General features: G+C 38.7%; 23 protein-coding genes, 1 pseudogene and 1 riboswitch. Of the genes and pseudogenes, 7 read left to right on the top strand and 17 right to left on the bottom strand.

The window, feature by feature from the left end; all coding sequences use genetic code 11:
* Positions 1-3 precede the first annotated feature (3 nt).
* The gene (locus tag MHB42_RS08045) at positions 4-1398 is read right to left on the bottom strand and encodes a UDP-N-acetylmuramoyl-tripeptide--D-alanyl-D-alanine ligase (RefSeq protein WP_340805415.1); all 1395 of its coding nucleotides are present in this window, start codon (positions 1396-1398) and stop codon (positions 4-6) included.
* Between the two features lie 149 nt (positions 1399-1547).
* Here MHB42_RS08045 and MHB42_RS08040 point away from each other — a divergent pair, with 149 nt between their 5' ends.
* The gene (locus MHB42_RS08040; RefSeq protein WP_340808563.1) at positions 1548-2750 is read left to right on the top strand and encodes an ATP-grasp domain-containing protein; all 1203 of its coding nucleotides are present in this window, start codon (positions 1548-1550) and stop codon (positions 2748-2750) included.
* A gap of 57 nt (positions 2751-2807) precedes the next feature.
* Here the strand turns inward: MHB42_RS08040 and MHB42_RS08035 are convergent, their stop codons facing one another.
* The 13 genes from MHB42_RS08035 to queF all read right to left on the bottom strand — a co-directional run bounded on the left by MHB42_RS08035 (position 2808) and on the right by queF (position 14160).
* Positions 2808-5003, bottom strand: coding sequence for a YheC/YheD family protein (locus MHB42_RS08035; RefSeq protein WP_340805414.1), 2196 nt, complete (start codon positions 5001-5003; stop codon positions 2808-2810).
* Positions 5004-5009: 6 nt separating this feature from the next.
* Positions 5010-5429 (bottom strand): hypothetical protein, encoded by a 420-nt coding sequence (locus tag MHB42_RS08030; protein WP_340805413.1) that lies wholly within the window; start codon positions 5427-5429, stop codon positions 5010-5012.
* 135 nt (positions 5430-5564) lie between these two features.
* Positions 5565-5915 carry a DMT family transporter gene (locus tag MHB42_RS08025; protein ID WP_340805412.1) on the bottom strand — a complete coding sequence of 117 codons (351 nt, stop codon included), beginning with the start codon at positions 5913-5915 and terminating at the stop codon, positions 5565-5567.
* A 1-nt stretch (position 5916) separates the two neighbouring features.
* Entirely contained in the window at positions 5917-6243 is a 327-nt protein-coding gene (locus tag MHB42_RS08020) for a DMT family transporter (protein ID WP_445299975.1), read from the bottom strand.
* A 45-nt stretch (positions 6244-6288) separates the two neighbouring features.
* Positions 6289-6498 (bottom strand): helix-turn-helix domain-containing protein, encoded by a 210-nt coding sequence (locus tag MHB42_RS08015; RefSeq protein WP_340805411.1) that lies wholly within the window; start codon positions 6496-6498, stop codon positions 6289-6291.
* A gap of 11 nt (positions 6499-6509) precedes the next feature.
* Positions 6510-6704: a hypothetical protein gene (locus tag MHB42_RS08010; protein WP_340805410.1), complete on the bottom strand. Its 195-nt coding sequence runs from the start codon at positions 6702-6704 to the stop codon at positions 6510-6512.
* Positions 6705-6908: 204 nt separating this feature from the next.
* Positions 6909-8429: an ABC transporter permease/substrate-binding protein gene (locus MHB42_RS08005; RefSeq protein WP_340805409.1), complete on the bottom strand. Its 1521-nt coding sequence runs from the start codon at positions 8427-8429 to the stop codon at positions 6909-6911.
* Entirely contained in the window at positions 8422-9378 is a 957-nt protein-coding gene (locus MHB42_RS08000) for an ABC transporter ATP-binding protein (RefSeq protein WP_340805408.1), read from the bottom strand. Before MHB42_RS08000 ends, MHB42_RS08005 begins: the two co-directional genes overlap by 8 nt.
* 31 nt (positions 9379-9409) lie before the next feature.
* Positions 9410-11209: a DUF2201 family putative metallopeptidase gene (locus MHB42_RS07995; RefSeq protein WP_340805407.1), complete on the bottom strand. Its 1800-nt coding sequence runs from the start codon at positions 11207-11209 to the stop codon at positions 9410-9412.
* 3 nt (positions 11210-11212) lie between these two features.
* Positions 11213-12271, bottom strand: coding sequence for a MoxR family ATPase (locus MHB42_RS07990; RefSeq protein ID WP_340805406.1), 1059 nt, complete (start codon positions 12269-12271; stop codon positions 11213-11215).
* A 138-nt stretch (positions 12272-12409) separates the two neighbouring features.
* On the bottom strand, positions 12410-12943 hold the full coding sequence (locus MHB42_RS07985; protein ID WP_340805405.1) for a VUT family protein: 534 nt from the start codon (positions 12941-12943) through the stop codon (positions 12410-12412).
* Complete coding sequence (gene queC, locus MHB42_RS07980) at positions 12940-13605, bottom strand: 7-cyano-7-deazaguanine synthase QueC (protein WP_340808561.1); 666 nt, start codon at positions 13603-13605, stop codon at positions 12940-12942. Before queC ends, MHB42_RS07985 begins: the two co-directional genes overlap by 4 nt.
* 54 nt (positions 13606-13659) lie before the next feature.
* Positions 13660-14160, bottom strand: a complete 501-nt coding sequence (gene queF / locus MHB42_RS07975) for a preQ(1) synthase (RefSeq protein ID WP_340805404.1) — start codon at positions 14158-14160, stop codon at positions 13660-13662.
* A gap of 90 nt (positions 14161-14250) precedes the next feature.
* A riboswitch (PreQ1 riboswitch) is annotated at positions 14251-14297 on the bottom strand.
* Positions 14298-14579: 282 nt separating this feature from the next.
* On the opposite strand from queF, the gene MHB42_RS07970 reads away from it, so the two are divergent.
* The gene (locus MHB42_RS07970) at positions 14580-15338 is read left to right on the top strand and encodes a glucosaminidase domain-containing protein (RefSeq protein WP_340805403.1); all 759 of its coding nucleotides are present in this window, start codon (positions 14580-14582) and stop codon (positions 15336-15338) included.
* Positions 15339-15877: 539 nt separating this feature from the next.
* Here MHB42_RS07970 and MHB42_RS07965 read toward each other — a convergent pair.
* Positions 15878-16771: a hypothetical protein gene (locus MHB42_RS07965; RefSeq protein WP_340805402.1), complete on the bottom strand. Its 894-nt coding sequence runs from the start codon at positions 16769-16771 to the stop codon at positions 15878-15880.
* A 116-nt stretch (positions 16772-16887) separates the two neighbouring features.
* On the opposite strand from MHB42_RS07965, the gene MHB42_RS07960 reads away from it, so the two are divergent.
* Genes MHB42_RS07960 through tnpC form a run of 3 tightly spaced genes read left to right on the top strand, consistent with a single transcriptional unit; the run spans position 16888 to position 19048 of the window.
* Complete coding sequence (locus MHB42_RS07960) at positions 16888-17079, top strand: hypothetical protein (RefSeq protein WP_340805401.1); 192 nt, start codon at positions 16888-16890, stop codon at positions 17077-17079.
* Complete coding sequence (tnpB, locus tag MHB42_RS07955) at positions 17079-17432, top strand: IS66 family insertion sequence element accessory protein TnpB (protein ID WP_340808560.1); 354 nt, start codon at positions 17079-17081, stop codon at positions 17430-17432. Before MHB42_RS07960 ends, tnpB begins: the two co-directional genes overlap by 1 nt.
* Before the next feature lie 53 nt (positions 17433-17485).
* Positions 17486-19048: an IS66 family transposase gene (gene tnpC / locus MHB42_RS07950; RefSeq protein WP_340805400.1), complete on the top strand. Its 1563-nt coding sequence runs from the start codon at positions 17486-17488 to the stop codon at positions 19046-19048.
* Positions 19049-19270: 222 nt separating this feature from the next.
* Here the strand turns inward: tnpC and MHB42_RS07945 are convergent, their stop codons facing one another.
* Positions 19271-19975 carry a hypothetical protein gene (locus MHB42_RS07945; protein WP_340805399.1) on the bottom strand — a complete coding sequence of 235 codons (705 nt, stop codon included), beginning with the start codon at positions 19973-19975 and terminating at the stop codon, positions 19271-19273.
* 68 nt (positions 19976-20043) lie between these two features.
* Positions 20044-20739: a zinc-ribbon domain-containing protein gene (locus tag MHB42_RS07940; protein WP_340805398.1), complete on the bottom strand. Its 696-nt coding sequence runs from the start codon at positions 20737-20739 to the stop codon at positions 20044-20046.
* A 380-nt stretch (positions 20740-21119) separates the two neighbouring features.
* On the opposite strand from MHB42_RS07940, the pseudogene MHB42_RS07935 reads away from it, so the two are divergent.
* Both MHB42_RS07935 and MHB42_RS07930 read left to right on the top strand, forming a co-directional pair.
* A pseudogene (locus MHB42_RS07935) lies at positions 21120-21973 on the top strand (IS1182 family transposase); the annotation flags it as partial.
* Between the two features lie 310 nt (positions 21974-22283).
* Entirely contained in the window at positions 22284-23462 is a 1179-nt protein-coding gene (locus tag MHB42_RS07930; RefSeq protein WP_340805397.1) for a tyrosine-type recombinase/integrase, read from the top strand.
* Positions 23463-23494 lie beyond the last annotated feature (32 nt).

Here is a 23494-nt window from a genome sequence, read left to right as displayed (position 1 = left end):
CCGCTATTCTACAGGCGGTGTAGGTTTTAATCTAAGCTCAGTTGCTAATTTAGAAACCTGCTGACTATACATATCACCCTTTACTAAAATAATCGTATTGGCATCTACAATTTTCTGTAATAATGGGTAGACCAATGTGCTATTTTTAAATGTATAGACAGGTGCATTAAACCCTAATTTTACGGCATGGTCAGCCATAATTCTGGCGTGCTCCCCAATGGTAATCAGCACATCCACGCCAATGCGTTGAATACATTCCCCCGCTTGTTCGTGAATAATATAGCCCCACGAGCCTAAATCGGTAATCGTTCCAATAATTGCTATCTTTTTCTTGCCATTCCCTAGTGCATTTAATACATGTAAGGCTGCCTCTAAGGACGTTGTTGTAATGCTCCATGTATCATCCAATAGCATGGAATGATGAATGCCCTCAAAAAGCTGTAGCTGTTTTTTCAATTGACGAAATGATTGAAGCTGCTTAGCTGCCATCGGAATGGATACACCCATTTCATACACTGCCGCAATTGCTGCAAGGGCATTGTATACTTGATGCTCACCAAATCCCGGCACAACAACGTCATAGCTATTTTTGCCATGCTGCAATATAAATTTCATGCCCTTTTGATCGTAATGAATATGACTTGCTCGAAAATCACAGGACTCATGCTTTCCTACCTTTAGCACACGCCCTCGAAATTTAGCCAACTCAATTTTCTTCGTATTCAAGTCTTCTGCATTGATAATTAACGTGCCTGTTGGATGAATAATATCAAGCATTTCTGCCTTCGCCTGAATATAGCCCTCCAGCGTTTTACAATAGTTTAAATGATGTGCGCCAATATTTGTAATAATACCAATTGTTGGCTTAAAATACTTTCCCGCATTTGTCACATCCCCTGGTGAACCAACAGCCGTTTCAAAAACAGCCGCTTCCGTATCATCATCAATCCCAAGTAAATATTGTAACGATGCCGTTCTAGAATTACTGCTTAATGTTGTTGCTGTTACTTGTCGATCAGCAGCAAGAATATGTTTAATCATCTCTTTTGTTGTTGTTTTACCTGATGTACCTGTAATCGCAACAACGGGAATATGAAACTGATTGCGATAAAAATGCACAAACTGCCAATACGCTGCTTCTGCATCTGTTACCTGTATAAAAATCACATGCTTAGGCATTTCCTGTGGGCGATAAGCTCTATCGGTCACTAGTATTAGAGGAGAAAGTGGCTCAAGACTTTTCCAGTTAACAATACGTTTACTTGTAAAGAGGGCTGTATTAGGCTTTTTCACTTGCTTTAGCCGATAAGCACCATGCTGAATTAGAACTTCCTCCGCCCCTTGCACAAGATTGCCTGTCGTAATCATTGCTAATTTTTTCACCGAAAGAGGCTTCATATCTTTTCTCCCTCCTTTCTCTTCTAGTATATGTAACCTTTTGAAAGTTGCTTGGATGAAGACAAGATACATAACTAGAAGAAATCTAGATGGTTGCATATATATAAAGGTGATTAAGTATCTAAGTACCAATAGAAGGAGTGATATACCTGAAAGCCATTATCTTTATCGGTACAAACAAATCTGGGTCAAGTCGCGAAGCAACAAAAGCAGCCGAAAAGCTAGGCTACTTCACCGTACTGTTTACCAACAACGAAAAGCAGCTCCAGCAGCGCCGAGCCTATCCTGATATTCATAAAATGATACTCATTGATACTTTCAATATCGAAAAAATGAAAGAGGAAATTGATAGACTAGGGAAAAGCGGATTGCAGATTAAAAATATTGTGAGCTTTGTTGATCCATTTGTGCATATTGCTGCAATGCTCTGTGATGAGTTTTGTCATAACTATATATCCTCCTCTGCCATTGAAATAATGGAGGATAAGGAACAAACAAGAAATTTATTAAAGGATCAGCCATATTCACCGAAGTTCTCATTGCTCAAGCCGAATGATCCCCTTGCAGCAAACTTAACATTCCCATTAATCGTGAAATCACCAAAATCAACAGGCTCAAAAGATGTCTTACTCGCACATAATCTTGAGCAGCTTCAGCAGCACCTCCAAACATTGCGCGCCAAAAACCCTAAGGAAAACATTATGATGGAGGAATATTTAGACGGTCCACAATATTTAGTAGAGGCTCTTGTCTTTCAGCGACAGGCACATATTATCGGCATTATTGAGCAGGAAATTACACAGGGTAAACGCTTTATTATTACAGGCTATGGCGTGCTGGTTAAAGCACCGCCAGCTATTCAAGCAGGCATTGAGGAAGTGCTGCACTCCATTGTTAAAGCGTTTAATATTGAAAACGGTGCGCTCCATTTAGAGCTGCGCTTTACAGCACATGGCTGGAAGCTCATCGAGATTAATCCACGTATTTCTGGTGGTGCGATGAATAATATGTTACATGCGGCACTCGGATTTAGTTTAGTGGAGGAAACACTCAAGCTATTGCTTGGTGAACAGCCTAATATTCAGCCAAGACATCAAAAATTTGTCTACACCAAATATATGATTGTGGAAAATAAGGGCATTTTAGAAAAGGTGATTGGCAAAGCACGAGCGACAAGAGCAACGGGTGTGGTGGAGGTTTATGTGAAGCCGAAAAAAGGCACAATGCTCACCCCCCCTTTATCAATGGGTCATCGCTATGCCTATGTCATTGCAGAAGGAGCAACCTTAAGCGAGGCTCGCAGTAATGCAATCAATGCTGCCAAGGAAATTAAATTTATTTTACGCGTATGAAAAAAATTTCCCGAATAATTGCCGCTTGCCAGTGGACAGTTACTCGGGCTTTTTTAATTATTCTTTAAATGTTTGATCTAAAAACTTCACGGTTTCAAACATATTTGTTTTACTAGCGCCTTTTACAAGAATCGTATCATTAGGCTGTACAAGCTGCTCTAGCAGTGCATGTAATTGATCTTTATTGATAAAATGATGTACCTTCGATGGGTCCATCCCTTTCGCAATCGCGGCATTACTAATTTCATCTGTGCGGAATCCATAGGTAATTAATTCGTCAATACCAGCCTCATAAGCATACTCCCCAACCTTGCGATACTCCTCCTCTCTTAAAATACCAAGCTCACGCATTTGCCCAATAATGGCGACTTTGCGCTGCTTTGCAATATTTGTTAGCACATCAATGGCAGCACGTACGCCCTGTGGATGAGAATGCACTGTATCATCAATTAATGTAATCCCATCACGACAATGATAAAGCGTTAAACGTCGTGGCGGCTTTTTAAAGTTCAGCCCTGCCTGAATATCCAATGGACTAAATCCTAAGTAATCTGCTACTGCCACTGCATTTAATGCATTATAAACATGATGCTGCCCTAAAATCGGGATATATAGCTCAATTTCCTGCCCCTGTAGCTGCATTTTAAAGGACATGCCCATTTCCTTATAGCGCAAATCATATGCACGGTAATCCGCATCATGTTGAAGCCCTACCGTTAGGATTTTCCCCTGAAACTGCTCGATTTCCAAAAACTTAGAATTATCGTCATCCTTATTAATAATTAATACGCCTTGCTGATCCATGCCGTGAATTAACTCCGATTTTGCTTTGGCTACGCCTTTTACATCACCATCAAAGTTCCCAACATGCGCTAAGCCAATATTGGTAACAATACTAATATTCGGCTGGATAATGCTACAATGATTTGTAATAATGCCCGGATAAGCCATACCATACTCTAATACAACAGCCTGATGTGTATCGTTAATTTCCTCTGCATGCTTTTTCGTATGCTCTGTTGTATTCCAATAATCCTTCGATTCAAAAATATTCCACTTTTTCGATAAAATTGAGCCAACAAATGCCTTTGTCGTTGTTTTACCAGCACTGCCTGTAATCGCAATAATTGGCAAGCTTTTTTTCGTTGCAAGATGCTTACTTTTTTGTTGGACGATCTCTTGCTTTAATTGCTTTTGATGATTGGCAAGATACATAGCATAGCGAATGGAGTTGATCACCACATCTAATTCTAAGTAAAAGGCAGGAGGACAGCCCGGACGCCAATTGACCTCATACATCCAAATTTTTTGGTGCTGATCTAAGCCAACATCAATTCCAATTTCATCAATGACCTCGCCAAATTTCACCATTTGAATTTCATCAAGATGATGGGCTAGTGCCAGGGAGAAATGCTCTAGCATGCGGCGAATATTGTAAGCCTCCTCCTGAAATTCCTGCTCTAAAAAAGGGTCTAAATAATTCGTATAGCCACCATTGTTAATATTCGGTATAATCGAGCCTGCTGGAGCAATACGTGGATAGACAGTTGTTATGACCCATTTCCCTTCTCCATTTTTTTGGACGTGCAAACGGAAATCATACACTTGCCCTGACTTTGTAACCGATTGAATATAAGGCTGCATAATAAATGTTCCTGTGGCAAGCTGCTCATTTAGCAGTGCATCTAGCTGCTGCTGTGAATAGTAGTTAGTTGTCTGATCCTTCCTTACCTCATAATGTATTTTGCCAACCTTTGTAATAAAATAAATGCCCTTCCCCTTTCGTCCATCAATCGGCTTAAACACAACTTTTTTATAGTACTGAATAAACTTATGGAATAATTCTACATTTTTCACGATTTCAGATGGAATTAAATATTGCTCAAACTCCTGTGCTTCCTTTAAGCGCTTCATTACATTCCATTTATTCCCTATCGAATGTGTTGTAAAAGGAATCTCCTCTTTTAAACGATCAATAATCGCTTGCGATACCGATAATTTTTCAGGACTGCCCGCATTATAAATTACATCTGGAAAGGGCATTGTTTTTTCCTGCCATTGTCCATTTTCATAAACCTTTGCCTGAATGGAGCGTTTGGCAAAATCCACACTTTTAGGCGTAAAGTAAAAAAACTGCGCCCCCTCCGCCTTCGCAACCGCTGCATAGGCATAAGACTTAAGAACCGTTGTTGGGTCAAGTCGGTGATGTAGCATACCAATAATCGTCATTACTAAACTTCCTTTCATTGTCATCTCACACTACCATTTAGGCTCAATAATAAATTTCCCTTTTAACATATCTGGCTTTAGAAGCTGAATTGCAGAAATACCACTTAGCTCAATAGCTTTCTCCGTAGTCGTTTTTTCTAGCCTAATCACATCTCCAATATGATTGGTATCTTTCCCCTCATAATCAAAAGCCCTTAGGAGCGATACGATGCCACGACAGCGCTCCCGATCAACCGCCTCAATACGAAAAAACTCCGTTTCAAACTGCTTCGCTGTATCCATTAACCGTAAATGTGCGCCACTATGCGTAATTAAAAAAAATGGAATCGTATCGCTCCCTACAATGTTTACAAGTAGCTGACCAAAATGTTTCGAATGAAAGCTCTTCATCATCTCCTGCAATGTTTGCAAATCATGTAATGCTTCACATAAAAAATGTTGCCGCTTCAACCTTCAAGCCCCCTTCCTTAATGCCTCCATAGAAATAGCCCTCTCGTTATCATATGTAGCAAGAAAAAATATGGCGACTTGAATCATAAAAAGCCTCCACCAAATAAGGCGAGAGGCTTTTGTGATTCTATCCGTCTATTCTTGTAATCTATCCGTCACTTTACTGTTTCTATCCCCTTGATTTAATAAAATAACGCCGCCAATAATGAGCGTGATCCCAAGCGCAGAGTAAAGGTTAAAAATATCGTGCCAAATAACCATACCAACAATAACCGTAAGCGCCGTGCCCACGCCTGACCAAATAGCATAGGCTAAGCTTAATGGCAAGGTTTTCAAGCATAGCGATAAACTATAAAATGAAATCCCATAGCCAATTGCCACCGCTACTGAAGGGGCAGGCACTGTAAAGCCATCCGAAAGCTTCAGCATTGTTGTCGCGAAGACCTCGCTCATAATGGATAATGTTAACAATAAATAGCCCTTCATATTACGAATGACCCCCTGCAAGATTGAGCATCACCACACCTAAAATAATGCAGAAAATACCGATAACCTTTTTCCGATTAAAAAATTCCTTATAAATCACGGCACCAACAACGGCTGTTAATGCTGTGCCTAAGCCTGCCCATATCGCATAGGCAGTGCCGAGGGGAACGGTTTTTAATGCTAACGATAGGCTATAAAAAGCCGTTCCATAGCCAGCTACAACGCCAATGGATGGCCAAACGCGTGTGAAGCCCTCCGTCCGCTTGAGCATAGAGCTTGCAAACACCTCTGCTATAATGGCAATCAATAAAAAACTAAAAGCTGTCATTTTGAAAAGTCCTTCCTTCTTGCTGCTTTGACTAGGAGGCAGTCTTTAATCTTCTTCTACATACTCTAAAATATCGCCCGGCTGACAGTCTAACGCCTTACAGATTGCATTCAATGTAGAAAAACGCACCGCTCTTACCTTGCCCGTTTTTAAATTAGAGAGATTGACGATTGACACATCAACCTTCTCTGCTAGCTCACTTAGCTGCATTTTTCGATCTGCTAGCATGCGATCCAAGCGAATAATTATAGCCATATTCTCACTTCCTAAGCTGTTGCATCATATTCATCCTGTAAAAATGCACCATATCGGAAAATACGCGCAATTGTCCAAATGACCAAACTACATAATAATAGTGTCCAATTAATACCTGTAAAATGATAGCTAATGCCCTTAATAATATCCGTCTTTACAAATAGTGACTCAAGCTTAACACAATCACCCTGTAGGCAATTTGCCAATAATCGAAATTCCTTACTTTAAACTGTTTGCTCCATAATCAGCATCCCTTTTCCTGTTTTTATTATACAGCTTGATTTATCCTTGTCAATAATTAATTAATGATAAACATTAAATATTTACTGATATAAATAAAAAAACGAACTATTTTGCGAAACTTCACCTTTCATGTTTCGCCATAGTTCGTTTTTTTATCTTATTTGCTGTTATTGAAGCAATCCATTCTCTTGTAAGTAGGCTTTCGCTACATCTGCTGCAGACTTTCCTTCTACGTTCACCTGATAGTTCATTTCACGCATTTCATCGTCAGTAATTTGATTGGCAAGCTTGTTTAACGCTGCTTCAATCTCAGGATATTTCGCCAATGTTTCTTTTCTAATTAATGGCGCTCCCTGGTAAGGCGGGAACAATGCTTGATCGTCCTCTAATACCTGTAAACCATATTCGCGAATTTCACTATCTGTTGAATAAGCATCCAGTACATCAATAGTCCCTGCTGCAATGGCTTGATAGCGTAGCTTTGGCTCCATTGTTGTCACATTGGCAAGCGTCATATTATAGCGTTTTTGCATACCGACATAGCCATCCTTACGATCATTAAATTCTAGTGTAAAGCCTGCTCGAATCGTCTGCGCGAGCGGCTTTAAATCTGAAATTGTTTGGAGCTGATGAGCTTCCGCTATTTCCTTTGATACAGCAAGTGCATATGTGTTGTTATAACGCATGGGACTTAGCAGCACCATATCAAATTGCGCAAGCATTCCTTCCTTTGCCTGCTCATAAACATCTTCTTGCTGATTATTTACCGCTTCTTCCTTTAAAAACTCTGCAATGGCTGTTCCTGTAAACTCAGGATAAAGATCAATGCTTCCTGATTTTAAGGCATTAAAAACAAATGATGTTTTCCCAAGCCCTGGCTTTAATTGCACCTCTAAGTCTGTGTCTTGCTCAATCAATAATTGATACATATTAATCAAAATTTCAGGCTCAGCGCCAAGCTTGCCCGCAATCACAAGCTGTTGTTCATCATTTTTTCCTTGCAGAAGCGGGAAAAACATCATCGCAAGAGCGACGACACTAATAAGACTTAATGTGGTCACTGTTTGTTTAAATGATAATGCCTCTAATTTTTTTAGCAATACATCAAAAATAAGTGCTAAAATGGCTGCTGGTATAGCGCCTAATAAAATAAGCGCTGTATTATTGCGATCAATGCCAAGCAAAATAATATCTCCTAAGCCACCAGCACCAATTAATGCGGCTAACGTAGCTGTCCCTACAATTAATACCATCGCTGTTCGAATACCTGCCATAATAACAGGCATCGCAAGCGGCAATTCAACCTTTACTAAACGCTTGGGCATATTCATCCCCATTGCCAATGCCGCTTCCTTCAACGATGGATCTACCTCCTGAATACCTGTATAGGTATTCCGTAAAATAGGCAATAGCGCATAGGCAACTAACGCAATAATCGCAGGCACCTTCCCAATGCCAAATAACGGAATCAATAGACCAAGTAAGGCAAGCGAAGGAATTGTTTGCAAGACGGCACTAATACCAATAATACTTTCAGCAATCTTCCTTTTATTGGTTAAATAAATGCCTAGAGGAATGGCAATTAGCACTGCAAAAAATAGCGCGATAAAGGAAATTTCTATATGCTCAAGCAATGCTGCCATTAGCTGACCTTTACGTTCATCAAACACTTCTAGTAAATTAGTCATCAGCAGCACCTCTTTCTCCATAATCCTTAGCTAAATATTGCAGCATAGATGCTCGTGTAATACGTCCAATACGTTCCCCATCCTTTTCCACAGCTAACTCATCATGCTGTGCAAGCTGTTCAAGAATGGTTGCCAATGAAGCATCCGCCAAAACCATAGCATTTAATGGCTGTGAGCTAACGATTGGCTGCATCACTGCTTGGATATCAAAGATATTAGCCATATCGTCTTTAATTCCTATAAATTGCCGCACAAAGTCATTGGCAGGATTTTGGATAATCTCGTGAGGTGTGCCAATTTGCACAATTTCGCCATCCTTCATCAAACAAAGCCGATCCCCTAATTTAAGTGCCTCCTGCATATCATGGGACACAAAGACAATTGTTTTTTGAATGGTACGCTGCATTTCCAGCAAATCATCCTGTAGCTTTGTACGGCTAATCGGGTCCAATGCACTAAAGGGCTCATCCATTAAAATAATATCAGGGTCAGCCGCTAAAGCACGAACAACCCCAACCCGTTGCTGCTCACCGCCAGAAAGCTCCTTTGGCTTGCGCTGGCGGTAGCTAGCTGGCTCTAGCCCAACCATTGCGAGTAATTCATCCACCCGTTTGTCAATTGTCGCCTTCGACCATTTTTTTAATTCAGGCACAATGGCAATATTTTCTGCAATCGTCATATGCGGAAAAAGAGCGATTTGCTGTAAAACATAGCCAATGCGCCAGCGCAATTCATGAATATTGTAATCGCTAATTTTTTGCTGCTGAAGCCAAATTGTTCCCTCTGTGACAGGGATTAATCGGTTAATCATCTTTAATAAAGTCGTTTTACCACAGCCGCTTGGACCGATAATCACAAAAAATTCGCCCTTGTTAATTTCTACATTCAATGCTTTAACAGCCGTATGATCACGACTATAGCTTTTAGAAACATTGTCAAATTTAATCATTGATGCGCTCCTTCCTCACTATGCGCTGCCATTATTTCATTCTAAAGACCTCGCCCTTTGGTACAAATGGTAGTTTAGCTCCTTGTGGTAGCACAAAGGCATGTGCCCGTTTAATGGTCAGGCGATCACATTGCCCATCTGTAATAATAAGAATAGGACCGTCCTTTGGGAAATCCTGTGCCGCTTCAATTAGCTGGATACCAGGCTGTAATACCGTGCCGCCCCTTCCCCTTACCTTGACCTTTGTCAGCAATTCCTCAGGCGCTATATAGCCCGCATCATAGGCAACAGCATCACAAAAAATAACACGTACAAGGGGTACATCTCTTGCTATACTATAGCTGGCAATCGTACCAAGTGCCTTGCCTAACAGTAAACGATCCATTGAGCCTGATGTATCAATAATGACCGCAAATGTACGTCCATCTGCCTCGCCGCTTTGATATATCCATCTTGGGCGTGCAATATCAGGCGTTGATGCTTGTCTTCTGCTTGGTCGTGCATATGTTCTCACCTTGTCAATCGGCTGAAACATACGATCAAACCAGCGCGCTAATTCCACATCCCATGCAATTGGTGGCTGTGCAAGACTGCGAATTTCCTCCACAAGCCCCTGTGGCAAATAGCCCCTATCCTGTGCCATATGATAGCTCAGCCCTTGACTTAGCGCTCGTCTATAAAATGCATCCAAATCCATTCCTCTTTGCCCTTCCCAGAAATCAGGTGGCTTTGTTTCCATTATATCCACAGTACCCTGCCCTCGAAACGTTCGCAGCTTACGATACATTCTTATATCAGTGACAATTCGATCATAAATGGATTCCGCTGATAAGCCCTTTAACGCAGGGTCATAGAGTCCCCCAATTGCTGGCATCTCCCCAATTTTCATATCCATAAGCCAGCCATTAATGACATAATCACAGGCAACATTCCATAAATATGCATCACGCCCTTGTCTGCGTGTAGTATGACTAAGCCCAGCATGCAGCAATTCATGGGCGATCAGAAACCTCATTTCCTCATCCGTCATCGGTACAGAAGCATTAATGTAAATTTCCTTTGTATCAACTGCAATCGCTGCAACCGAAATATCCATTCGTGTACAAATAAGTGGGTCTTCAATAATCGTAAAATCTGCGGCTAGTGCGCCAAACAATGGATAGGAGCTCATAAACCAAGCCCTTGCACGCTCTGCCTGCGTAATAATCATTGAGCCTGCTAGTGTGCTATCTACACCTCCTGCTACACGAATCGCGCTTTGTACAGCCTTTGATAAGCCCTCAGCAAATAGGATCGGATAATTACTACGATAACCACTGTAAAAATAATCATTGCCTCGTGCTGTAGTGATAAAATCTGTTTGCCCTGGCATTGTACTATAGCCCTTTAAATGCTCTGGTACACCTTCGCGCAGCAATTTTTCATATAATTTCTCCTCAGAGCTAAAGGATTCAAAAAGCGGCTCATTCATCTCCTTCGGTGCTTGCCCAAATTTTAGCTCTGCTAAAAATTTTGTAATATAGCAATCACAGGCAATATTCCATAATTCAGGCTGTTCTTTCGGCTGATGATGGGATAAGCCAAGATGCAATAAGCAATGGGCAATCACATAGGCCCATTCATTTGGCTGTCCTTTTTGATCCTGATTGACACTAATCATGCCTGTGCTTGTCACGTAAGCCCAATCTTTTTGCGGCATACTTTCATATTGCAAATAAACGGCATGACAAAGCGCCGCAAATAGTGGATGCTCAGCTACAATGGCATGTCCAAGCGCAATATTTTTACTATTTTTATGTTCCTGCTGTGCAGCTTTCCTTTTTTTCGCCATCTATTACCCATCCTTTTTAGCGACCAAACGTGGTAAATCTCTAATCACCTCTAGCATAAACCATGCAGGCAGTGCCTCACCCTTCTGCTCTGCTACAACCATTTGTGCAATTTCTAAGCTAATGGCTGATAGGTCCTTGATTAAATCCTTGGCACGAAAGGCAAGCTGTCGTTGATTCGCCTTTAATGTTGTATGTTCATTTGGCAGCTCCTTGATAAGCTGGGCACGCAAGGATTGTGCCATAAAATACAATAAATCTCTTTCATCAGGCTGATCTGGCCAACGTAGTTCACCATTAATAATTTTTGCTAAATCATATTTGCTTTGTATTTGTTTGATAAAGGCTTTAAACTGACTTGCCGTATGTGGCGATAAACAGCTACTTGCTAAAATATCAATATCTGTTTCTCCTAAGCTCTTCCCATAGGCATAGAGGCAATCGCTTAGCATATGCCACGAGCGTGGTGTGGAGAAGGGCTCCTCGGTTTTTGGCGGCTCACTCCATAAATGATCTGGACGCATTTGAATATATTCAATCACATATGGATGAATTTCATGTGCATAAGCCCATTCTAGCCAATCTCGATGAGAGGCTCTTAGCTGCACATGCACCATGCGATTGATTAATGCAGAGGACATTGGCTTGACTATGGCACTATCCTGTGCTCGATTGCCCGCTCCAATGACAATCGTTCCCTCTGGTAAAATAAACTCACCGATCCTTTGCTCATGAATCAAGCTATAAAATGCCTTTTGTACCTCCTGTGAGCAAGCATTTAATTCATCTAAAAAAAGACAATAAGGCTCATTTCGAGCAATCATTTTCGGTGGACAGAAAACACTATGGCCATCCTTAATTTGCGGAACCCCAATAATATCCTCAGGCGCTAGCTGACTGCCCAATAAAGAAACACATGGCAAGCCTAATTCACTTGCAAAATTTTCAACGATTGCTGATTTTCCAATACCCGGTGCTCCCCATATAAAAACAGGTCGTACAGGCGCTACATTTAATAAAAAATCATATAATTGTTTTTGTGTGACGCTAAAAATTGTATTCAATGCAAACTTCCTTTCAATAGTTGATCACTTTAAAGGTACATAATACCATTTTTTATGGACCCATGCTTGTGCCCGACTTGGCTCTTACTAAATAGGAAAAAGGATGTGTCAGAATTTCTCTCTGAACACATCCTCTTTTTAAGCCAGTCGTTTCTCACGCAATGCCTGTCCTTGGACAATGACCCATACACCAACTAGTTGCAGCGCTGTTTTGACGATGATTTGTCCAACAATTGCTGCAGGTACGGCTGCCCACGGAAGAAAGCCCGCACCAAGTGGGCTTAGCCCAACAATAACGAAAACCGTTGAATCAAGCAGCCCTCCTACAGTACCGCTGTAAAGCACACGCCAAGCCATTGGAAGCTTCAAGCGTGTATAAATTTCAGTATCTGCTGTTTCAGAAATAATAAACGACAGCGCTGATGCTGCCACAATCATCAATGTATCACCTAAGGAAAACGATACAGCAGCGGATAAAAATAATGCAATGAAAATAAAGAAATATGTTTTTTTACGTCCATATTTATTTTGTACAAGGTCACGGAATATAAATGTTGCTCCAACAAAAAATGTCCCTATCGGCACGATAAACATGCCCATTTCCAACGGTGCAAAACGCGCTGTCACAACATTAGCAATCACAATCGAAGCTAAATAACAAAAAATTCTCATGCTTCTTGCCCCGCTTTCGTCGCTAAATAGCTTTGTAGCCCGTTTTGCCGCAGCTTACATGCCGGACATTCTCCACAGCCATCTGCCACAACACCGTTATAGCAAGTGAGTGTTTGCTCTCGCACAAAGTCGAATGCATCAAGCTCATCCGCTAATGCCCACGCCTGTGCTTTGTCAAGCCACATTAATGGCGTATGTAAAACAAATGGCTCATCCATCGCTAAATTAAGCGTTACATTGAATGCTTTTACAAACTGATCTCGGCAATCAGGATAGCCGCTAAAATCGGTTTCACAAACACCCGTCACAAGATGCTTTGCTCCAACTTGGCTTGCCAGTACACCTGCGAAGGATAAAAATAGCAAATTGCGCCCCGGTACAAAGGTTGATGGCAGCTCACCATCTTGTCCTTCCTCAATGTTAATATCCTCACGTGTTAATGCGCTAGCCGCAAGCTGATTTAATAATGACATATCTAAAATATGGTGCTTAACACCAAGCTGTTGTGCGATGTTTTTGGCACAGTCAATTTCTAAACGATGCTTTTGTCCGTAATCAAATGTCACCGCCTCCACTTCACCAAATTGCTGCAATGCCCAAAATAAACAAGTTGTGCTATCCTGCCCGCCGCTAAATACAACGATGGCTTTTTCCTTTTTCATCATAAAGCCTCTTTTCTTAGTTTTTTTCAGAGGGTTGCTAAAAACCTCTTTATCTTAACGATTATCAATTTTCTCTGGATATAAATCGTGATTTATTAAGCGATGGTCCGCAATTTTTTCATATTTTGTCCCAGGACGACCATAGTTGCACCACGGGTCAATTGAAATGCCTCCACGCGGCGTAAATTTGCCCCACACCTCGATATAGCGAGGGTCTAATAGCTGAATTAAATCGTTCATAATAATATTCACACAATCCTCATGAAAATCGCCATGATTGCGGAAGCTAAATAAGTACAGCTTCAACGACTTGCTTTCCACCAATTTTTTATCTGGAATATAGGAAATATACATTGTCGCAAAATCAGGCTGCTGTGTAATTGGGCATAAGCTTGTAAATTCTGGGCAATTAAATTTCACAAAATAATCACGCTCTGTATGTAAGCTATCCACAGCCTCCAACACTTCTGGCGCATATTGCATTGGATATTTCACCTGCTGATTGCCTAACAATGTTAAATCTCCTAAACCTTCTTGTTCTGTACGACTAGACATCAAAAAAAGCCTCCTTCAAAGTTGTGTACAACAAAACTTTTAAAAGAGGCTCAGCTATTTTCTATATCATATGTAAGAGGAAAAATGATCCTATGCATAGTTTTTTATAGAGGGTATAAGCTATGAACCTCTGTTATGAAAGTTTTACATACGAAATTCTATCAACTATTTGGAAACACGTCAATACAAAATATGCACACCTGCTCTGTCACTAGCAAAGGAACCAATCCATCGTTATAGCGTTTTATTAATAATGAGAGTAATTCTATCGTACATCCCTTTATCCCGTATTAACAGCCTGTAAAAACCCGATTGGTAGTTTCACTTTATTTCTCTTTCACTCTCTGCAATAATGAGAGATAGCTAAATTTTTAATAGAAGGGAGGGAGATGTTGTCACGCTCAACATCAAGCAGTGCTATGAAATATGTAGTTAAATTTGTTAAAGGATTTATCGTTACAGTTGTTGTGATCTGTCTTTCATTTTTTATGGTCACACAGCTATTCAATCAGCCTGAAATCGAAGAGCCTGTTGTGATTGATGATCGTCCAAGTGTGGAAGAGTTTATTGGCACAATTGCTGAAACTGCACGGGACCTTGGTGCTAAAAATGATTTATATGCGTCCGTGATGATAGCCCAAGCTATTTTGGAAAGTCAGCATGGTCAAAGTGGGCTTGGCTCCGCTCCTAACTATAATCTTTTTGGTATGAAAGGCAACTATCAAAACAACTCTGTCACACTTGAAACCGTTGAAGATGATGGTTCAGGCAAGCTCTCAACTGTGATGGCTGAATTTCGGAAATACCCTTCCTATGAGGCATCCATGCAAGATTATGTAAAGCTAATGCGAAATGGGGTTTCTTGGAATGAAAATTTTTATGCTGGCGTCTTTAAAAGCAATACAACATCCTACACAGAGGCAACAAAATTTCTAACAGGCTCCTATGCCACTGATTCATCATACAACGAAAAATTAAATGCCCTTATTGCCAAATACGACCTCCAGCAATATGATAGCCCTGTTAAAGATAAGAAAACGATTACGGTCGCTGATGGTGACTCCTTAATGCAGATTGCAGAAGTTCATAATGTTAAAGTCACATCAATTAAACAATGGAATCAGCTACGTTCAGATCGTTTAGAGGCAGGACAGCAGCTAAATATTTATCATTATTAAGGTCTTCTGAACTATTACATTTCGTACTATGAACGTTATGTAAAGTACAACAGCAGATAGCACTGAAATCCCATAGTATCAACATTCCATATGATATATTGCATATTTGAACTACGGTGTATAATTGCAAAATAATGCAGGATAATGTTCATAGTTGGGGCTAAATTGGGGCTAAAAATTGCTTGGCAGCGTGTAAGTTATAGAATTAAAACTAAACAGATGGTATTAACAAACTTAGTACCAGCGATTGAGTTTTAAAAAATTTTGAAAAGCTAACTTAAAATTACCTGCAGCATTAATCATGAGTATTAACTCAATTAAAAAGGAGGCATAACATAACTGATATAGAACAAGCTTTACATCTACTTAAACTATACGGGAACTTAGTACAACAATGCGCGAAGTCTTTGAATGTACATTAATAGTTAGACATTTCATAAAATAAAAAGGATTCGCCAGCTTTAGCTTTGGCGAATCTTTTCACTATAAAAGTCCATATATATTGCATATGTGAACTACGGTGTTAATTGCAAAATACTTTATATAACATTAACCTCTTCTATGAAATAAGATGTACTCTGTGCTACTTTATTATCTATATTATCGAATAATAATTTATTGTTATTGAGTATATCATTAAATTCCTTTTCAGTAATGAATTCAGGTTCTAAAATACTTTTATCAATATCTTTTGTATATGAGTCAATTTCCCATACCATACTAAATCGCCTATCCTTGTTTAGTATTCTAATCAGATTTATTAAATATAAATTTGGTTCAATCGTCAAGCCCCCTTTCTGATCATAAGAACAAATAAGAAGTTCAGATAAATAACAAGCTTGTTTTATTTCTTTTGATATTAAATTTTCTTGATTGAAACCAAAAATAAATTCCTGGTCAGTCAATTCATCATTTTCAAAAAGAATTTCTTCTCCATCAAAATAAATTTTGAACATAATATTAAGACCCAATCCACCAATTAAATCACTCTTATACTGAAATGAATTGTTTGGTAAAAAAAGATAATCATAGCCTAATCTATATTTTTTCATTTCTCCGAATTGCAACAATTTCGATTTTTCAATAACAGCTGGTAGAGATAGCTTTTCAATATCAATAGTTCCTTTTGCAATATCAAGAATACCGCCTTCAGTTTCATAGCTGCTAAATTTCAATACTCCATATTTGCGGAAATTTTTAGCGAGTTCATCATTTAGAAGCATGAGTTTTTCCCATACCATTTTTTCTGCCTTATCTAAATTAGAAGCTTTTACAGACACACAAAATGTATCTAGTTGACAAGGAAGTTCTTCTGTAAAATAGGTTTCTGAATTTCTAAGTATTATTAAAGGCTCAGAAATACTTTGAATCTTATTCATATTGCTAGTGGTTACCCATCCGTCAATGCTACAAAGTATATTAAATTTTTTCACATCAGTTCAATCCTTTCTTTTAGATACTCTACGTAAGCCCGTAATCAAATAACGCATATAAATGACCTGGCACCTCCGGTACGATAAACGTATCATTCAAAGGAGGTGCCATTCCTATGCCAACGGACAAATTAACCATTGTTCCCGTCAAACTCGACCCTCTTCCAGTTGAAACTTCTTCGTTCCATTCTAGCCAATACACTACTGAGCCAAGTTGTGTAATTAAAACCGCTACGGCTGAAATTTCCCTCTTTAATGGCGTAGATGAGCGCATTATCCAAACCATTATGAAGGAGCTGAATGGTTGATGAAACAGGATTTTACGAGCGTGCAAAACATCTACATAATATGCGGTAAGACTGATATGCGTAAAGGCATTGACGGTCTCGCAACGCTCATTCAAGATTCTTTCGAATTGGATCCGTATAGTGATTCTATCTTTCTGTTTTCTGGATGGAGCAAGGACCGTTATAAATGTTTGTATTTCGATGGAGATGGCTTCGCTATGCTTTATAAACGATTAGATAATGGAAAATTACAATGGCCAAAAGATGAAAATGAAGTGCGTAACCTTTCGCAACAAGAACTTCGCTGGTTATTAGAAGGATTATCCCTACAACAGCCAAAGGCAATTGCAAAATCTGTAAAAGGTATCTTTTAATCGCAGTATAAAAAATGGTATAATCATCCACAACTTATACTGAACGAAACGTGGTGAATGATTTGGGAAACGCTTCAAATGAAAAAGTAATTCAATTATTGGAAGAACAACTATCCTACACGAAAGAACAAAATAAAAGTTTAAACAAACAAATTGAAGCATTAACTGAACAGGTTCGCCAATTAACAAAAGCTTTATATGGCTCTAAATCAGAGAAATCTAAGTATCAAGCGCCCGATGGACAAGGCTCTTTATTTGAAGACGATCCGTCTTTTAGCGAACCTGAGCAGACAGAAGAAAAAAGCACGGAAACGGTTAGTTATACTGTTACTCGTAAAAAGACAAATAAAAAACGAAATGATTCATTTCGTGAGGATATTGAAGTTGAAGAAATTCATCATCATCCAGCTAACTTAGCTTGTGATTGTTGTCTTGGTGAAATGGTAGAATTCAGTTCAACGATGGTACGTGAAGAAGCTAAATTTATTCCAGCGACGATGAAGCGTGTACAACATTTCGAACATACTTATGAGTGCAAAGCGTGTAAAAAAGATGCCCTACAAAAAGCACAAATCAAACGTGGTAAAGCACCACAAGGTGTTATCCAAAGAAGCATTGCTGGACCCACTGTTTTAGCAAAGCTTATCTACGATAAGTTTATCCAGTACTTGCCACTTTACCGTCAGGTAAATGAATGGGAGAGACATGGCCTACATACCAACGATAAGAATTTATCCAATTGGGTAATACGTGTATCAGAAGATTGGCTTCAGCCGCTTTATGATTTGATGAAGCAACTATTGACGGCGAAATCTGTGCTGCATGTGGATGAAACATATGCACAGATACTTAAACGTTCGGATGGAAAACCGGCTCAATCGAACGCCTATAATTGGGTATGTCGTAGTGTACAAAGTGAAGGTCCTATTATCGTTTTATTTAAGAGCGCACTCTCACGAGGGCGAGCTATATTAGAAAATTTACTTGCGGGATTCAATGGGACTGTGATTTGTGACGGCTATTCGGCTTATGGTCAATTGCCTAATGTTCAGTTCGCGAACTGTTGGGCGCACGTACGACGTTATTGGCTGAAAGCTGATAGTAAAAACGGACGAATAGGCGTTGAATATTGCGATCGTTTATTTTACATCGAACGTAAAATTAAACACCTTTCACCGGAAGAACGTGTACGAGTTCGTCAACAAGAAGCAAAGCCTATCATAGCTGAATTTTTCGATTGGATAGACCGTTCTCCTTTCTTTGGTAAAAACGCGATTGCGAAAGCAGCGGAATATACATTGAGCCGAGCGGATGAGTTAAAAGTCTTTCTTGAAAACGGCCACATCGCAATTGACAATAATCCCGCTGAAAATGCGATTCGCCCAAATGTGATTGGCCGAAAAAACTGGCTTTTCTCTGTGAGCGAAGCAGGTGCCAATGCGAATGCCATCTGTTTAAGTTTGGCTGAAACGGCCAAAGCAAACGGGATTGATTTTTATCAGTACCTGGTGAAGCTGATGACGGAGTTACCAAATTTACCGTTCCATCAACAACCTGAAATTTTACATAATTACATGCCTTGGTCAGATAATATTCAAGCCACATGTGCAAAATAGCCAACTATCCGAAAAAAATCTAGGATAGTTGGCCATTCGTCGTGCGTACCGTAAAGGTGCGCTATTTTTTATATTTCGGGCTTACGGTACTCCCAGAAAATTTTTATAATTTTTCAATCTCCATAGCGATTTTTACAATCTGAAGAAATTTTATATATACATAAAAAGTCAAAAATAAAAAGCAGTAGAAGCCTGATAGCCTCCACTGCTTGCGGTTTGTTATTAATTTACAATCTCTTTAAATCCTATTTGATGAGCGACAAGACGGTAGCTGGGAAAACCCTCTTCATCCAGATATTGCTCATATTTTCCATAAACAATTATAGGTATATCATTGTTGTGTGCGTGTTGTATATTCCTAATAATTTTTTCTTTCACTTCAGAATCAATACCTTTAAAGTAGCATTCTACAAGTACGCTATACTTTTCTAAATAAAAAGATGCAGAGCCATCATCATGCTCTTCGATAGGTGTTCCTGCGTGAGTGCCAGCTGTCCATAACAAAGGATAGTGCTCTGCATAATAGCTGTCTCCCATTCCTAGATCTGTAAGCAGTATTTTTGTGTACTCATCTTGCTCTTCGAAAGTAGAATCTATCTCTAATGTATCCAGGCGTATGTTGCCTAAATTGTCATACTTTTCAAAGCTAGAGTCTTTTCCGTCTAAAATATTCGATTCTTCAAGCTCTTTTATGTCTGATTGATTTTCTCCTATTGCAGTGTACTGATGTGGTACTACATAATCTGAACCACCTTGTTCTTCTAGTTGTTCTCTTGCTGCTTCTAAATTATCTTCGCTAAACATAGAGTCTACTGATTCTTGTGTATAAATTTCTCGTTCCACTTCACTTATAGGTTCACTTATAGGTTCTTCTTCTGGTTCGTGACTACATCCTGAGATAATCGTACACAAAAATGCAACAGGCATTATGACGTTTCTTATTTTCATATTGAATGTTTCACCTCATTGCTTAAGCTATTGTTTTTCATCGGTGTCTATTTAATGTGTTTTAAGAGAAAAAGAACTTTGCCTATATCAAATTTTGGCTTAAACAAGTCCCTGAGCCCTTCTTTAAGAGTAACGCCTTGTTCTTTTTTGAACCATCTTTTTAACAACAAGGCATTTATTAATGCATAGCTAGCCATTATTAATCCAATAATAGCTATCATAGAAAGAACCATTTTTCTTTTCTCTCCATCTGTAATAACGTAATTTCCTACACCAACTTGCCCTGGCCATATGTCGCTTATCATGTTGAAATCAATAGAAACTAGAGCAAACAGTAGAAATGGAATATTAAATGCAAACAAGACGAACTCTAGCAGATAAACTATGAATACAATCTTTACTAGAACTTTTGAGATAATCGTAGTTGAAAAAAAATGTGAAAATAATAAAACGGCGACACCATAACCCAATAGATAAAGTACGGCCGGCAAAAGCGTCATAGTAATTTCATTTGAAGTATGTAGTTTAGGAATATAAAAAATAGACATAAGAATCGGAATTAAAGCGCCACCCATAATAAGAATTGAGATTGCGTAAAATGCACTTATCTTTACTTTTCTATCAATCTCTCCTGTTAAAATACTCACCTTTTCAGTATTTTTACCTGCATTTATATTGTCTCCACATTTACTGCAAAACAAAGTTTCTTGAGATAACTCACTTCCACATTTAGAGCAGAACATTGGTTAAAAACCTCCTTTGATTTTAATGAAAGTTATTCACGATAAATGTAACATATTTATGAAAATAATCCTATAGTTGCATAAATTATTTATTATGAATATAACATACTTACTTCTACAATCTATATCTATCATACTACTGTTTTCACTTTCTATATCTCTACTAAAATCAAACTTTATTTTTCCTGAAAGTTCCGTTAATTACAGGAATTAATTCCCACTCGCAAACGTATTTCACCAAATTGAAGAATATAGCGAAGTAGCGATGGTAATAGGTTTGTGATAGGGAGGGAGTTTGCAATGAGCACAGTTATTGTTAACGGGTTTATTACAACTCAGGGAGAAGTAGTGGTCTCTAATCGAATTGAGGCGGACCAGAACGGAAAACACGGGCTTATGAAGAGAAGCTTCAATTAGAGTTAAATATGGATCGTGAGGAACACGGAAAAAAGCCCTTTCCCCCGGAGAAATTTGAAAAAGAAGAATGGAAAGAAATAAAGGAAAGCACGACAGATCCTGAGAGTGGCTATTACGTGAAGGATGAACGTACGAAGCAGTTTGCGTATTCCTTTCATGCAGCGACAGATGAAAAGGGCTTTGTCTTAGGTGCCATTGTGACTCCGGGAAATGTGCACGATAGCCATGTATTGCAGCCACTTGTTGAAAGAGTCATTCAAAACGTTCAAAAACCAATCGCTGTTGCGGCAGATGCAGCCTATAAAACACCAGCGATTACGAACTTTTTATTAGAGAATCAAATGTTGCCTGTTCTTCCGTATACACGACCTAAAACGAAAGATGGATTCTTCCGAAAGCATGAGTATATATATGACGAGCATTATAATTGTTATCTTTGCCCACAAGGGCAGATATTGAAGTATGCAACAACGACGAAAGGAGGATATCGGCAATATAAATCGAATCCTTTGATTTGTGCGAAGTGTCCAAACCTTTCCCAATGTACAGAAAGTAAGCATCATCAAAAACTCATTCAACGCCATATCTGGGAGTCATATGTGGAGGAAGCTGAACATTTACGCCATTCCTATGACATCAAACAAATTTATGCAAAGCGCAAAGAAACGATTGAGCGTGTCTTTGCGGATGCAAAGGAAAAGCATGGTATGCGATGGACAACCTTAAGAGGTCTAAAAAATTGTCCATGCAGGCGATGCTTACTTTTGCTGCCATGAATTTGAAGAAACTGGCTACTTGGACGTGGCAAGTAGCTTAAGAGAGCAACTATACTCGAAGAGTATCTTGAATTTGGTAGTATATTACCAAATATTAAAGATAAAATAGGAAGAAAAATGACAAAAGCCATCGAGAGTGAACTTCTCGATGGGCTTTTGTCTACAGTCTGACAGGTGCTTTTATAAGCACCTGTTTCTAATTGCATTAAACAAATCCAAAAACCTCAATTTGCAAAGTTGTAATAACACCCATTATAATAATTTATGTAGTATCGAATAAGATTCTACATTACTACTTCATTTATTATTTTCAGACTAACGCGCTGCCAAGCTGGAAAGGACTGAAATTGAATGAAGTTATATAAATCAAAAAAAGAACCTGAAATATACTACTATTTTAATAAAAACGGCGAAAAATTATGGATGTATCGTCACAAGTTTTATAACTCAGCTGGAATTAGAAAAGAAAAGAAAAAAAGTAGCTTTAAAACAGAAAAGGCAGCATTGAAAGCCCTGTTAGAAGTAAAGGCTGCAACACTACGTGGTGAAACAAAATATGTAGAAAATGACAAACTAACTGTCGGTCAATGGTTAGACATATGGTACGAAGCCAATAATCATAAGTGGAAAAAAACAACACGTATCCAAAGAGAGTATATTATTCGATTACATTTAAAGCCCTCACTAGGTCATTACAAGCTTCAAAAGTTAGATCGAGCTACTTATCAAAGAAAACTTTTAAAACCTGCATACGGCAAATATAAGCCGAATACGATACAAATTTGGCATAATATCTTTAAAATAGCCATCAATAGTGCTGTTGATGAAGAAATACTACCGCGAAATAGATTCACAAAAATCTCAATTTCAGATGATACAGAAGAATTAGTTGAAAATTATTTAACACCAACTCAACTAGTTTCTTTTCTAAAGGATATTGAAGTATATGGAAATAAAACCATATACAACTATTTGTTACTAATTTCTTATACAGGGATTCGTAGAGGTGAGGCACTTGGGTTAACATGGAGAAATATTGACTTTGTAAAAAAAACCATCACAATTGAACAAACTCGAGATGAAAATGGTCCTCGTTCACCTAAAACTAAAAATAGTTGTAGAACAATTTTAATTGATGAATATGTTATTAATCAACTAAAAGATTATAAAAAATGGTGTAGACAATTATTATTCAAATTTGGTCATAAAATCAACAACACAACATATGTATTTCTCAATGAACACACTGGACAAGAAATTTCTAATAGTAATGTACTTTATCATTTTAATAAAATAAAAAAAGCAAAAAAGCTGGAAAACTTTACTATCCATGGTTTAAGACATACTCATGCAACAATTTTACTAAACGGAGGGCAGAATGTAAAAGAAATTGCTCAACGTTTAGGAAACACTGTTGATATGATCTATAAAGTATACGGTCATGTGTTAAAGGATTTAGAAGAACAGTCTGTAGCACTGTTTAGTCAAAGTTTACAAGTAAGTGGGGCAAATTTTGGGGCTAACAACTAGCCCCACATGCTCTGAACCCTTGATATAAAGGG

The sequence above is a fragment of the Lysinibacillus sp. FSL K6-0232 genome, from assembly GCF_038008325.1.
Lineage (GTDB): Bacteria > Bacillota > Bacilli > Bacillales_A > Planococcaceae > Lysinibacillus.
This window is presented reverse-complemented; position numbering and strand designations above follow the sequence as displayed.